Origin of the sequence: Mesorhizobium sp. B2-4-12 (assembly GCF_006441575.1) — a bacterium.
GTDB lineage: Bacteria > Pseudomonadota > Alphaproteobacteria > Rhizobiales > Rhizobiaceae > Mesorhizobium.
The window spans coordinates 1-13,491 of sequence record NZ_VFVC01000004.1 but is presented as its reverse complement, the minus strand read 5'-3'; the positions used below and the strand labels follow the sequence as shown (position 1 = coordinate 13,491).

The window sequence follows — 13,491 nt, the reverse complement described above, 5'->3', positions numbered from 1 at the left end:
TGCTCGCGAACCGTTTTTCATCTCTTCACCGGCCGAGGCCGCATGATTGGCAATCGTCTCTCTCGATCTGGTAGGACCAGGTCACGACCTTGTTATTGACGGCGGACGATATAGGTGTTACCAGTAAGTAACATTCTGGAAGTTACAGACCGGTAACACCCTAGTCAAGAGGTGGCCGAGGGTTTTTTGGAAACGAAAGGAGATCATGATGACAGACGGCGTCGTGGAGCGCTCTCGTCCCCGGGATCGGATCCTGGAGACGGCACGCGACATGTTCCACAAGCACGGCATCAAGGGCGTCGGCGTCGACGCCATCACCGAAGCCGCCGGCACGAACAAGATGACGCTCTATCGTCACTTCGAATCCAAGGACGATCTCATCGTCGAGTGCCTGCGCGCCAATGCGGCCAAGGTCGGCGCGATGTGGGAAACATTCGAAGCGGAGCATCCGGGCGACAAACTCGCGCAGCTTCACGCCTGGGTTTCCAAGGCGGCCGCCATGCTCAATACCGACGGCCGTGGCTGCGACATGGCCAATGCCGCCGCTGAGCTGACCGAGCCAGACCATCCGGCAAGGCGCGTGATCAAGGAACTCAAGGAAGCCCAGCGCGAACGCCTGGTCGGACTCTGCCGCGATGCCGGCATCGGCCAGGCCGAGCTTCTCGCCGATACGCTGTCGCTGCTGTTCGAGGGCGCGCGTGTCAGCGTGCAGACCGTGGGCACCGAAGGCCCCAGCACGCAATTCGTGCGCATGGCGGAAGGCCTGATCGTTTCCTTCCGGGGCGCTGCGGCCGGCTGAAATTCGTCGCGGCTATCAGTCATTCCCCACCGCATCAGCGGGCGATGCCTGACGCCTTTGTTGGCCGGCTGCTACCGCACTACCCGCCGGCTGAACGAAAAAAGCCCGCTGCCGGGAGGAGGTGGCAGCGGGCTCGATTTCGAATGTGGTGCGGGAGGAGGTGCACCCCATTCAGCGCCAGCATCGCATCTGGGAGGAGTAGATGGCCGACAACCAGAAGCTACGAATTGCCCAATGATTCGGCAATCACGAATAGTGCATAGCAGCTGTGCAGATTTGCCGTGCCGCCCCGTGACATTCGGGTGCGACCTCACTGCACCGGCACGTTTTCCCTGAAAATCAGCCGCGGCTCGATAAATTTCCGGGTCAGATAGGGTGCCGATGACGCAATGGAGCCGAGCAGGCGGATGACCGATTGTTCTGCGATCAGCCTCGCATTCTGGTCGATGACGACGTCGACAAGGTCGTCGACGAGGTAGCCGCGCGTCTCCTTGGTCAGGTCGTGGCAGATGAACACCGGTTTGCGATTGGGCCGCGTCTCCCGGATGGCTTTCGCAACACCGGAGCGTCCGGCCCCGACGCAATAGATGCCGAGCAGTTCCGGTTCGTTGCGCAGCGCCTTCATGGTCTCGGCGTAGCTGGCATCCGGCTCGTCGTTGATCTCGACGGCGCTGCTGATGGTCAGGTTGGGAAACTCCTCGCCAAGCACCGAGCGGAAACCCATTTCGCGTTCTTCATGCCCACGATAGGAGCGTGAGCCGACGACCATCGCCAGCTGACCCTCGCGGCCGCCGAGGAAACGCCCCATCAACAGTGCCGCGGTTCGCCCCGCCACCCGGTTGTCGATGCCGACATAGGCCGAGCGGGGGGCGGCCGGAATATCCGACACCAGCGTCACCAGGCGGATGCCGGCTTCGACGATGTCGCCCAGTATGTTGCGGGTTCGTGGATGGTCGATGGCGATGACACCGACGCCATTGGCCTTCAGCGACAGGTTTTCCACGGCTGTCTGCAATGCGTTCGGCGAGATACCGGCGAGGTTGTGGATCCGGCAGGACGCGACCAGCGGCAGGCGCGACGCATAGTCCTCGATGTGCCTTGCCAGATCCTGCATGAAGGCGTTGCTGCCGATCGGCAGGAAGAATTCGAGGTTTGCGGGCTTGGAGGGCAGCGTCACCTGATCGGCGACCGGCAAATAGCCAAGCTGCTTGGCGGCCTCCATGACGCGCTGCCTGTTGGCGGCGCTCACGCCGGGCCGATTGTTGAGCACCCTGTCGACCGTCGCCGTCGAGAGCCCGCAGTTCCTGGCGATATCGGAGACGGTGGCCTTCATGCCGCAACCCTATGCGTCGACGCGTTGCCGCGCCAGACGGGTGATGTGAGAAGCGATGCGATCTGAGCAACGGATGATTGCCCACCATCATCCCATTCGCATTCGACGGTTTCGACAGGACGGCTTCCGCCCGTCCTCAGTGCGCCGGTTTGCCGTCGGCGATGGCGTCCCGGATTTCCTTGTCCGACATGCCGGTGATGATCCGTTCGACTTCCGCGACACTGGTCTTCTTCGGATCGATGTCGTCGGCGACCACCTTGCCCCGGCGCATGACGACGATCCGGTCGACCACCTGGAAGACATGGTGGATGTTGTGCGCGATGAAGATGCAGGAATGACCGGAATCGCGTGCGCTGCGCACGAAGCTCAGCACGCCCTGTGTTTCGGCCACGCCAAGGTTGTTGGTCGGTTCGTCGAGGATGATGAGGTCGCTGTCGAAATGCATGGCGCGCGCGATCGCCACCGCTTGCCGCTCGCCGCCGGAGAGCGAGCCGATCGGCGTCGTCGGTGGAATGTTCTTCGAAATGCCGACCTGCTTGAGCAGGTCGCGGGCGACCGTGTTCATCGCCTCCTGGTCCATGCGGTTGAGGAAGCGCGGCGGCCTGATCGGTTCGCGTCCCAGGAACAGGTTGCGGGCGATCGACAGTTGCGTGACCAGTGCGGAGTCCTGGTAGATGGTCTCGATGCCGTTGGCGATCGCGTCGCTGGTGCTGCGCAGGTTCACCTTCTTGCCGCGTATGAAGATGTCGCCGCTGGTCAGCGGCACGGCGCCGGACAAAACCTTGATCAGCGTCGACTTGCCGGCGCCGTTGTCGCCGAGCAGGCCGACGATCTCTCGTTCGTTGACGTGGAAATTGGCGTCCACCAGCGCCTGCACGCGGCCGTAGGACTTGCGGATGTTCTGCATCCGGATGAGCGGTTCAGCCATGGTTCAAGTCCCCGCCTGATGCCGGCGTTCCAGCCATGAGTGGAGTGCCATCATGCCAAGAATGATCGCGCCGATGAAGATGTTGTAGGCAAGGCCGGGTACACCGATCAGCACGATGCCGTTGCGCATCACGCGCAGGATCAGGATGCCGAGCACCGTGCCGATGATGGTGCCGCGCCCGCCGGTCAGCGCCGTACCGCCGATGACCACCATGGCGATCACCTCGAGTTCATAGCCGGTGCCGCTGTTGGGGTTGGCGGCGGATGTGCGCAGCGAGGAGATGACGCCGGCAAGCGAGGCCATGACCGACGATAGGATGAACAGGCCGATCTTGACGCGATTGACATTGACGCCGCGCGCGCGTGCCGCGTTGGGATTGCCGCCCGCCGCCTGAATCCAGTTGCCGGTCCGGCTTTGCGTCAGCACGTAACCAAGGGCAATCGCAGCGGCGATGAACCAGAACAGCGACATGTAGATGCGGAACGGGCCGATGAAGAAGTCGCCGACCAGCGCTTCCGACAGCCAGCTGCCCTCGGCGCTCCAGGTGCGCTGCGGAAAACCGTCGGTGATGAATAGGGCGCTGCCGCGCACCACCAGAAGCATGCCGAGCGTCACCAGGAAGGACGGGATCTTGAGCTGCGTGACGAACCAGCCATTGACCAGGCCGATCAGCGCGGCGACCACCAGCGCGACGACGAAGCCCATCTCCAGCGAGGTGATGCCGGCATTGAACAGCGTCCACATCAGCACCGGCGAGAAGCCGAACAGGGAGCCGACGGACAGGTCGAATTCGCCTGACGTCATCAGCAATGTCATCGCCAGCGCGATCAGGCCGAGTTCGACGGTGAAGGCCAGCGTGTTGGAGATGTTCTGCGGCGACAGGAAATCGGGGTTGATGCTCCAGAAAACGGCGATTTCGACGACCAGCAGGACGAAGGGTCCGAATTCCGGCCGCGCGATCAGGCGTTGGATGAGCGAATGATTTTCCACTGGGAACCCGCGACATGGTTGGAACGGGCCGCGACTCCCACCGCATCGGCGGGCAGTCGCGGCGCAAGAAGGCATCTGGCGCCGAGCCGGAACGGCGCGGCGCCAGGATCGCGGTTATTTGCCGGACAGGATCTTGTCGTAGACCCCGGCGGTGTCTTTCTCGTAGAGCGCGCCGGTGATGACGTTGAAGCCTGGAGGAATGCCGCTGGCGGCCATGTTGGCCAGCGACAGCGCGACATAGCTGGTCGCCTGCGGGTCCTGCCACTGGCCGGCATTGACATAGCCGTTCAGCACTTCCTGGGTGGTGTCGAGCGAATTGCCCCAGCCCACGACCGGGATTTCGCCGGGCTTGATGCCGACCTGGTCGAAGACCCGCTTGATCGAGCCGGTGACGAGATCGCCGAGGCCGATGATGGCCTTCACCTTGCCCTTGTGGGCGGTGAGGTAATCGACCATGCGGTTGATCACCTCGGCCTGGTCGAGCGTCGCCTCGGTGACTTCATAGGTGACGCCGAGAGGGCCGAAGACGCTCTTGATGCCTTCTTCCTCCTGGACGCCGTAGGTGGCGCCGGGGATCTCGACCGGCATCCAGACGAAGTCGCCCTTCTTCACCAGGCCCTTGTCGACCAGATACTGCGCCCAATGCTTGCCGAAGGTGACGTTGTCGCCGCCGACATAGGCATTGAAATTGGCCTTGGGATCGGGCGTGTTGAAGTTGATGATCGGGATGTTGGCGGTACGGGCTTCCTTGACGATTTCGACGAGGCTGCCCGGATCGGGGCTGGTGGTGACGATGCCGTCGGCCTTGGCCGAGATCGCGGCGCGAACCGCTTCCTGCTGGGAGGCGACATCGCCATTGTGGAACGAGGTGTTGACAGTGTTGCCGGTGTCCTTGGCCCATTGCTTGGCGCCGGCCAGGAAGTAGGTCCAGACCGGATCGGCCGGGCCGCCATGTGAAATCCAGTAGAACGTCTTGGCCTGGGCGGCTGCCGGTAGGACCGTCAGCGCGACCAGCAGGCCGTAGAGCACAAGTCTTAGTCTTGTCAGCATTTGATTTCCTCCCGGTTGAAGATGATCCGTCCCTTGTTCCGGCTTCAGCCGGATTGCGTCTTTTGCCAGCGCCGCTCGGATGCCCAAGAGCATTCTCTTTTTCGGCGGATGGCAAGCCTCCATCTGCAGATGTAGTTGGCGCCTGACGCAGCGCCATCAACGGACCCATCAGATTGCATCAGTTGGGGTGAGTTTTCAGCGGCAGTCGGTGATCGGCTTGGCCTTAGCGGAGCGTCTTGACGGAGGCGCAATGCTCAAAGCTAGAGCAGGCCGGCCTTGGCGAGGTCGCGCATCAGATGGCTGGCGCCGTATGTCCAGTGCGGGCAATCGGGCGACAGCCGCACCCGGTTGACCAGCGCGCCGAATTTTTCCGACGAGATGGTGACGATGTCGCCGACCTTGTGGGTAAAGCCCTTGCCCTTTTCGCCGCGATCCTTCGAGGGCACGAACATGGTGCCGAGATAAAGCGCCAGCCCATCCGGATATTGGTGATGCGGACCCATGGCAGCGGCGACCAGTTCTTCGGGCGAGCGGCTGATCTCGGCCATCGAGCTTGCGCCCTCCAGCGAGAACCCATCCTCGCCTTCGACCTTCAGGCGCACGACGGCGCGCTTCACGTCGTCGATCGAGAATGCGTCGTCGAACAGGCGGATGAAAGGACCGAGGGAAGCCGACGCATTGTTGTCCTTGGCCTTGCCGAGCAGCAGCGCCGAACGCCCCTCGACGTCACGCAGATTGACATCGTTGCCGATGGTGGCGCCGACGATCCTGCCGCTGCTGGCGGCGATCATGGCGATCTCCGGCTCCGGATTGTTCCAGGTCGACACCGGGTGAAGGCCCACATCGGCGCCGAAGCCGACCGAAGCCATCGGCTGGCACTTGGTGAAGATTTCCGCATCCGGGCCGATGCCCACTTCCAGATATTGCGACCAGGCGCCGCGCGAAATCAGCTTGGCCTTGATCTCCATCGCTTCGGGCGAACCGGGCTTGAGCTTCGAAAGGTCATGGCCGATCAGCCCGGCAATGTCGGCGCGGATGGCGTCGGCCTTTTCCGCCGAGCCGCGCGCCTGCTCCTCGATCACCCGTTCGAGCAGGCTGACGACAAAAGTCACGCCCGATGCCTTGATGGCCTGCAGGTCGACCGGGGACAGGAGGTATGGCTTTGCCGGATCACGCGTGGCCTCGAAACTGTTGGCCGCGATGTCGTCGAGGGAGCCGATCGGCTTGCCCTCGGCCGAGCGCACATGCCTTGCCGGATCGGCCATCTCGCAGACGTCGCGCACGGTCGGCGCCGCGCTCGACGTGATGTCGAAGACGATGCCGTCACGCACCGTGATCACCAGGGGATACAAGGCATCGCTGCTCCTGGCGCGGCCGACAAAAAGGCCCTCGGTCGGCAGATGCGTCGGGTTCGTCATGCGTGCGGTCCTCTGATCATCGAATGCGGGCTTGCCGGGTCGGCGCGGCACTTTCCCCGGATTCCGCCCAAAGGTCTATCCCATTCGACGGCGATTCAGACCGCCGTCTCGTCCATGAAATTCCGGCTTTCCGACAAGCGGGTCTGCGGCGGTCATTATCAAAACCCGACTGGTTCATTTCAAGAGTGTGAAACCTCCGGGTGTTTCATGTGGCCCGTTCAAACCTTGTCGAAACGGTTTCAGCAGATACCAGTCACAACCCACCCGCGGGATTTCGCTTGACAGTTTCACGAATATGAAAAACTCTTCGGTAATTTCAAGATTTGGGTGAGCCGGTCGATGTCGACCCTAGTTGCGGCACAGGTGTCCGAGGCCCGGTCTTCGTCGGGCTTCCGGTTCGCCATGCTGCTGCCGGGCGCGCTGGTCACTTTCCTGCTGATCCTGTTTGCGCTTGGCCTCGTGCTTTTCCTTGCCTTCCGCGGCAATGACGGTTCGCTGCTGGGCAGCGGCTTCGGCCTGGCGAATTTCGCCACGGTGGTTTCGGATCCGCTCTACTGGACGGTGACGCTGCGCTCGTTGGTCATCGCCGGGCTGGTGACCCTGGCCACGGTCGTCACCGCCTACCCCGTTGCATATTACCTTGCGTTCTATGCCGGGCGGCGGCGTGGCCTGCTCCTGTTCCTGGTGACACTGCCGTTCTGGACCAGCTACTTGCTGCGCGTCTTCGCCTGGAAGATCGTGCTCGCCTATAACGGCGTGCTGAACTCGGCGCTGATCGAAAGCGGCATCTGGTCCCAGCCGACATTGGCGTTTCTCAATACGCCAGCGGCTGTTGTCGTCACGCTTGCCCACGCTTATGCGCCGTTCGCGATCCTGCCGGTCTATGTGGCGCTGGAGACCATTCCGAAATCGCTGATCGAGGCCGCTTCAGACCTTGGCGCGCGGCCGTTCACGTCCTTTCGCCGGGTCGTGCTGCCGAACTCGATGCCGGGCGTCCTGGCCGCGGCCCTGGTCGTCTTCGTGCCGACGGTCGGCGACTATGTCACCCCGGCCATGGTCGGCGGACCGGCCAGCACCATGATCGGCACGCTGATCCAGTCGCAGTTCGGCAAGGCCAACGACTGGCCGTTCGGCGCGGCCCTTTCGGTCTGCGTCATGCTGGTCATCCTGGTCGTGGTGCTGGTCGCACGCGGCGCCGACCGCAGGTTTGGCAGCCGCACATGAGAGTGGAACGCCTCGGCACGCAACGAAATGGCCGCTGGCTAGGCCTTTATGTGCTCGCCTACCTCGTGTTTCTCTATCTCCCGGTCCTGCTGATCCCGCTGTTTTCCTTCAATGATTCCATCCAGGCGGCATTTCCGCTGCAGGGCTTCACGCTGCAGTGGTACGCGACCCTTTATGGCAATTCCGCCCTGTCCGGCGCGCTCCTGAACAGTCTCGTCATTGGCGCCATCGCGGCCTCCGGCGCCACGCTGTGCGGCATTACCGTGTCCTATATGGACCTCTACGGCCGCTCGCCCTTGGCCGCCACCGTCAGCGCCATCGCACGGCTGCCGATCCTCATTCCCGGCGTCATCGTCGGCATATCGCTGTTGATCCTGATCAACCTCGTTGGCGTTGGACCGTCGCGTGTCGCCATCGTGCTCGGCCATATACTGGTGGCGCTGCCAACCACCGTGGTCGTCATGCGCAGCCGCTTCGCCGCCATCCCCAGGACGGTTCGCGAGGCGGCGCTCGACCTTGGCGCCTCCGACTGGACGACGTTCCGGCGCGTCATGCTGCCGCTCAGCCTGCCCGCCGTGCTGTCGGCCTTCATGCTCGCCTTCCTGATCTCCTTCGACGAATTCATCGTTGTCTTTTTCCTTGCCGGCACCGAGCCGACCCTGCCGCTCTACATCTGGAGCCAGCTGCGCTTTCCCCGCTCGCTGCCCACCGTCATGGCGCTGGGGACGATGATCCTGGCCGTGTCCTTCATCATCGCCGGCACAGCCGAGATCCTGCGCCATCGCGGGCTTGGCGCGGTGCGCCGGATATCCGCCAATTCAGCCTGATCACAACAACGCCAACCACAACAAAGAAGAGGAGAACGAAAATGGCATTCCACCTGAAATCGATAGCCGGACACAAGGCCCGGGCCGGCCTTGCCGCACTGGCGCTCGCACTGTCGTCGACCGTGGCGTTGGCCGCCGAGAAGCTGCAATACTTCACCTGGTCAGGGTACGAGCTGCCCGATTTCAACAAGAGCTTCCTCGCCGCGCATCCCGATGGCGTCGAGGCCTCCATCTTCGGTGACGATGACGATGCCTTCACCAAGGTCAAGGCAGGCTTCCGCCCCGACATCGCGCATCCCTGCTACGACAAAGTGGCGCGCTGGAACAAGGAAGGCCTGCTGCAGCCGATCGACACCAAGCGCATCAAGAACTGGGATTCGGTCTTCCCCGTGTTCAAGAACCTGCCCGATTTGCAGGCGGGCGACGGCAAGGTCTGGATGGTGCCGTGGGACTGGGGCAACACCTCGATCCTCTACCGCACCGATCTGGTGAAGAACCCTGAGGCGAGCTGGAAACTTCTGTGGGACAAGCAGTATGCCGGCCGCATGGCGACCATCGACGCCGTCCACGACACGCCCATCGTCGCGGCACTGCTCGCCGGCGTGAACCCCTTCGACATGACTGCGGACCAGATGGACAAGGTCGCGGCAAAGCTGCGCGAACAGCGCCCGCTGCTGTCGAGCTACACCACCGATATGACTTCGGTCGAGCAGGCGCTGGCCAGCGGCCAGCTGGTCGCGGCGATGACCTGGAACGCATCGGCCACCTCGCTGAAGAAGCAGGGCGTGCCGGTCGAGTTCATGAAGCCGAAGGAAGGCATGCTGACCTGGGCCTGCGGTTTCGTCATGCTCAAGGACGCCAAGAATGTCGATCTCGCCTATGACTTCATCAACAGCCGGCTGGACGCCGAGTCGGGCAAATTTCTGATCCAGTCCTATGGCTATGGCAGCTCGCTCGGCACCGCTTTTGCTGGCGTGCCGAAAGAGGAACTGGAAAAGCTGCAACTGCCGTCCGATCCGGAAGTGATGCTGAAGAGCACGATCTTCACCGGGCCGATGAAGCAGAATGACGATGTCGCCAAGATGTTCGAGAAGGTGAAGGCGGGCGGGTGATGCTGGCCAGCCTTGTTGGAGGCGATTGGATTACTGAAGCTTGCGCCGCCCCTCATCCGCCTGCCGGCACCTTCTCCCCGTATAGAGACGGGGAGAAGAGGACTGGCCGCAACGTCGGCGACCCCCTCTCCCCGTTTTTCACGGGGAGAGGGTAAGGGTGAGGGGCAGCGCAAACGTGCGAACGACAATGCTGCGTTGCTCGATAAGGATGCGGCAAACGAGGACCGATGCATGGACATGCTGGACGAACAGGCCGAGAAACCCAAGGACGATGCCGACGTTCGCGTCGGTCGGCGCGTGCGGGCCCTGCGGCTCGAGCGCCGCCTTTCGCTGGCGGAGCTTGCCGCCAGGGCGGGCGTGTCGATCGGCGCGCTCAGCCAGATCGAGCGCGGCATGTCTTCGCTGCGCGTCAAGGTGATCTGGCCGCTCGCCGCGGCTCTGGACATCGAGCCGTCGGCGCTGATCGCCGACGGCGACGATGCCGCCAACGATCTCTACTGCGTGCGTGCCAACAGCCGCCGCGCCATCCCGGTGAAGTCGGAGGGCATCGCCAAGGCGCTGCTGTCGCCGCCGGGCGCGACGCTGACCGGCATGCTGGTAACGGTGGAAGCCGGCGGCGGCACCGCGGAAGCCTATGCGCATGCAGGCCATGAGTTTGGCTACGTATTGGCCGGCGAGGTCGAACTGGTGGTGGATTCGACAAAATACGTGCTGAAGACCGGCGACAGTTTTGCCTTCAAGAGCACGCTGTTGCACGCTTTCCGCAATCCTGGCGGCGAGGAATGCCGGATCCTCTGGGTCAACACCACGAAACCCTCCGAGGTTCGCGATGGCGCCTGATCCGCTCGTCCGCCTGCAGGCGGTATCGAAGATTTTTCCCGGCGGTATCGTCGGGCTCGACGCCGTCGATCTCGACATCATCAGCGGCGAGTTCATCACCCTGCTCGGACCATCGGGCTGCGGCAAGACCACCAGCCTGCGCGTCATTGCGGGCTTCGAAAGCCCGTCGAGCGGCGCGGTGCTGCTCGACGGCCGCGACATCACCGCGCTTCGACCTTACGACCGGCCGGTCAATACCGTGTTCCAGGATTACGCGCTGTTCCCGCACATGAACGTCGCCGAAAATGTCGGCTTCGGTCTGTCGCTGCGCAAATTGTCCGGAGCTGAACAGGCAAAACGCGTCGGTGAAGCCCTCGACATGGTCGGCCTCGCCGACAAGCTTCGTGCCCGCGTTTCCGAACTCTCCGGCGGCCAACGCCAGCGCGTCGCGCTCGCCCGCGCCATCGTCTGCGAACCGCGCGTGCTCTTGCTCGACGAACCGCTGTCGGCGCTTGACGCGCATCTGCGCGAACAGATGCAGGTCGAGTTGAAGCGGCTGCAGTCGCGGCTTGGCACCACCTTCGTCATGGTCACCCATGACCAGACCGAAGCGCTGTCGATCTCCGACCGCATCGTCGTCATGAACAAGGGCCGCATCGAACAGATCGCGCCACCGGCGGTACTGTACGACCGGCCCGCCACGACGTTCGTGGCGAGCTTTATCGGCACCATGAATCTCTTGCAATCCCGGTTTGTCGGCCGCGACGGCGATCGCCTGCGTTTCGCCGCCGGCGCCCTGGCGCTGGAGGCAACTTCTGAAACTGGGAAGTCACCCGGGCAAGGCGAGGTGCGGACCATCGGCGTGCGCCCGGAGGACTTGCTGGCAACGACCGAGGCCGCGCCGAGCACGGCGCCGGCGCGCGTCAACAGCGTCGTCTTTCATGGCCGCACGCTGCGGCTGCATGCCGAACTCGACCAAGGCGCACCTATTGTCATCGATGCGCCGCGCCAGGCCGAGGGTTTCCAATTCAGCGTCGGCGACGTCGCGCATATCAGCCTGCGCCGTGGCGCCAACTGCCCTATGCTGCCCAGCTGACCTGCTCCATCGGCGGCTACGGCAGTCGGGCAACGGCCGCGAATACGCCGACTGGGGTCCATGACTTTCTCGAGGTCAAGGGCATCGGCTGCGGGGTGGGGCTTCGAAGCAATCCACGCTTGACTCAAAGGGATGTTCCTGTTTTGTTCTACGCCGGAGCAAAATGGGAGCGTTCCTTGGCGAGCGTACGCGTATGTACCAAGGCGAGTTCGATTTCGAATTCCAGAGCCGCCATGGCGGCCTAAGCGGCCGGAGCGCGTCTTCTACGGCTTGTTTCTGCAGCAGAAGGACTATTCGCGGTTTGCGGATTGTCAAAGCCAGCTGTGCGGCCAATGTGAGATAACCGGCTCACGTCTGCTGTATCACCGGTTTCACGTCAGCCTGCAACATGTCGGTGACTACAAAAGGCTGCCAGAGAAAATCATCTTCGCAGCGGCCCGATCGGGGCGGCGCATCGCGATGTCTGAGTTTGATGTCACCTTTCGCCAATTCAGGAGCTTTCCCGGTCGCCCGGCGACGAGGAGCCGCCCGGCCAAGCATCCTTTCGTGCTTCTCGCCGATGACGGACCGGTTTGCGAATTGAGCAGGAAGCTCGGCGCTGAAATGTCGCGCGAAGGACTCAAAGCTTCAGACGGTTTCGTTCCACATTTGACGCTGGCCTATGACCAGAAACTTATTCCGCAACAGCCTATCGGCCCAATCAGCTTTGTCGCCCGGGAGTTCGTTCTTGTGCACAGCTTGCGCGGACTGAAGAAGTACGTTTTCCCGGACTGTTGGCCGCTCAGTGCGATGTGATGCGCCGATCGCTCGCCCTCAAACCGTCGTCCCAGAGCCGCGCTATGTCTATCGTCCTGACAAAGCTTGTCAGCTGTCGTGCGGGCAAAGCTGGCGGACTGGCGAGCGCTTTCCTACTTCGAGTGCGTCGGAACAGGAGGAAGACAAATGACCGTCGCGGAAATTGCCAAGGATTTCACCGAACTGCTCAGGCGGGGCGACAACGAAAGTGCCGCTCAGAAGTACAATGCCGACGAAATCGTCAGCTATGAAGCCATGGAGGGCCCTATGGCCGTCTGCAACGGCAAGGAAGCCGTGAAACAGAAGGGCCAGTGGTGGCAAGAGAACAACCAAGTGCACGGCGGCTCCGTCGAGGGGCCCTATATCAACGGCGACCAGTTCGCGGTGCGCTTCACGTTTGACATAACGCCCAAGGCTACGGGCGAGTGCGTCACCATGGATGAGGTTGGCCTGTACACAGTCAAGAACGGCAAGATTACCGAAGAGCGCTTCTACTATTGAGGCAATGCCGCCGGCTTTCCGGAGTCTGCTTTCTTCGCTGCAGGCGAAAAACGAGCATGGCGGCCGGGGCAATGCCCTGGCCGTTCATGCAAGGTTCAAATCATCTTCACATGGGATGCGGGCGCTGGCAAAGCGGGAAGGGCGGTTTTAGGGTGCGGGATGGATTCGACAATCAGCAGGGAAGCGCGCTTTGACGATCACCATGTATGGCATCACCAACTGTGACACGATCAAGAAGGCGCGCATCTGGCTGGAGAGCCATGACGTGCCTTATCGTTTCCATGACTATCGGGCCGACGGGATCGAAGCGGGCAGGCTGAATGGCTGGGTCGGCAAGGTCGGCTGGGAAAAGCTCCTCAACAAGGGCAGCACCACGTTCCGCGAACTGCCGGAGACAGACAAGCAATCGCTCGACGAAAAGCAGGCCAAGGCGCTGATGCTGGCCAGACCGACGATGATCAAGCGCCCGGTGCTGGAAATTGGTGACAGTGTTCTCGTGGGGTTCAAGCCGGATGTCTATGAGCAGGCGGTTGGTGCAAAGTAGATAGGCGGCGATCCTTCGCGCCCCCCTCTGTCCTGCCGGACATCTCCCCCACAAG

Annotated in this window: 14 protein-coding genes; 9 read left to right on the top strand and 5 right to left on the bottom strand. The window is 62.5% G+C overall.

The features are described 5' to 3' along the window. Window positions 1-208 precede the first annotated feature (208 nt). A complete protein-coding gene (locus tag FJ934_RS03670) occupies window positions 209-799 on the top strand; it encodes a TetR/AcrR family transcriptional regulator (RefSeq protein WP_140607299.1) in 591 nt (196 codons plus the stop codon). Window positions 800-1,109: 310 nt separating this feature from the next. Here the strand turns inward: FJ934_RS03670 and FJ934_RS03665 are convergent, their stop codons facing one another. From FJ934_RS03665 to FJ934_RS03645, 5 genes are all read right to left on the bottom strand, one after another. Further along, complete coding sequence (locus tag FJ934_RS03665) at window positions 1,110-2,132, bottom strand: LacI family DNA-binding transcriptional regulator (RefSeq protein ID WP_140607298.1); 1,023 nt, start codon at window positions 2,130-2,132, stop codon at window positions 1,110-1,112. A gap of 136 nt (window positions 2,133-2,268) precedes the next feature. Next, a complete protein-coding gene (locus FJ934_RS03660; protein WP_140607297.1) occupies window positions 2,269-3,060 on the bottom strand; it encodes an ATP-binding cassette domain-containing protein in 792 nt (263 codons plus the stop codon). A 3-nt stretch (window positions 3,061-3,063) separates the two neighbouring features. Beyond that, on the bottom strand, window positions 3,064-4,050 hold the full coding sequence (locus FJ934_RS03655; RefSeq protein WP_140607296.1) for an ABC transporter permease: 987 nt from the start codon (window positions 4,048-4,050) through the stop codon (window positions 3,064-3,066). A gap of 114 nt (window positions 4,051-4,164) precedes the next feature. Continuing rightward, a complete protein-coding gene (locus tag FJ934_RS03650; RefSeq protein ID WP_140607295.1) occupies window positions 4,165-5,100 on the bottom strand; it encodes a substrate-binding domain-containing protein in 936 nt (311 codons plus the stop codon). A gap of 260 nt (window positions 5,101-5,360) precedes the next feature. Beyond that, the gene (locus FJ934_RS03645; RefSeq protein WP_140607294.1) at window positions 5,361-6,518 is read right to left on the bottom strand and encodes a fumarylacetoacetate hydrolase family protein; all 1,158 of its coding nucleotides are present in this window, start codon (window positions 6,516-6,518) and stop codon (window positions 5,361-5,363) included. Window positions 6,519-6,857: 339 nt separating this feature from the next. Here FJ934_RS03645 and FJ934_RS03640 point away from each other — a divergent pair, with 339 nt between their 5' ends. From FJ934_RS03640 to FJ934_RS03605, 8 genes are all read left to right on the top strand, one after another. Then, a complete protein-coding gene (locus FJ934_RS03640; protein WP_140607293.1) occupies window positions 6,858-7,742 on the top strand; it encodes an ABC transporter permease in 885 nt (294 codons plus the stop codon). Then, complete coding sequence (locus FJ934_RS03635; protein WP_140607292.1) at window positions 7,739-8,569, top strand: ABC transporter permease; 831 nt, start codon at window positions 7,739-7,741, stop codon at window positions 8,567-8,569. The genes FJ934_RS03640 and FJ934_RS03635 overlap by 4 nt, the downstream gene beginning before the upstream one ends. A gap of 41 nt (window positions 8,570-8,610) precedes the next feature. Continuing rightward, entirely contained in the window at window positions 8,611-9,681 is a 1,071-nt protein-coding gene (locus FJ934_RS03630) for an ABC transporter substrate-binding protein (RefSeq protein ID WP_140607291.1), read from the top strand. 231 nt (window positions 9,682-9,912) lie between these two features. Next, complete coding sequence (locus FJ934_RS03625; protein WP_140607290.1) at window positions 9,913-10,521, top strand: cupin domain-containing protein; 609 nt, start codon at window positions 9,913-9,915, stop codon at window positions 10,519-10,521. Beyond that, on the top strand, window positions 10,511-11,596 hold the full coding sequence (locus tag FJ934_RS03620) for an ABC transporter ATP-binding protein (protein ID WP_140607289.1): 1,086 nt from the start codon (window positions 10,511-10,513) through the stop codon (window positions 11,594-11,596). The genes FJ934_RS03625 and FJ934_RS03620 overlap by 11 nt, the downstream gene beginning before the upstream one ends. 270 nt (window positions 11,597-11,866) lie before the next feature. After that, window positions 11,867-12,391: a 2'-5' RNA ligase family protein gene (locus tag FJ934_RS03615; RefSeq protein WP_246671430.1), complete on the top strand. Its 525-nt coding sequence runs from the start codon at window positions 11,867-11,869 to the stop codon at window positions 12,389-12,391. 147 nt (window positions 12,392-12,538) lie between these two features. After that, window positions 12,539-12,892, top strand: coding sequence for a nuclear transport factor 2 family protein (locus FJ934_RS03610; RefSeq protein WP_140607287.1), 354 nt, complete (start codon window positions 12,539-12,541; stop codon window positions 12,890-12,892). A gap of 190 nt (window positions 12,893-13,082) precedes the next feature. Then, entirely contained in the window at window positions 13,083-13,436 is a 354-nt protein-coding gene (locus FJ934_RS03605) for an ArsC family reductase (protein ID WP_140607286.1), read from the top strand. The last annotated feature ends 55 nt before the right edge of the window (window positions 13,437-13,491 follow it).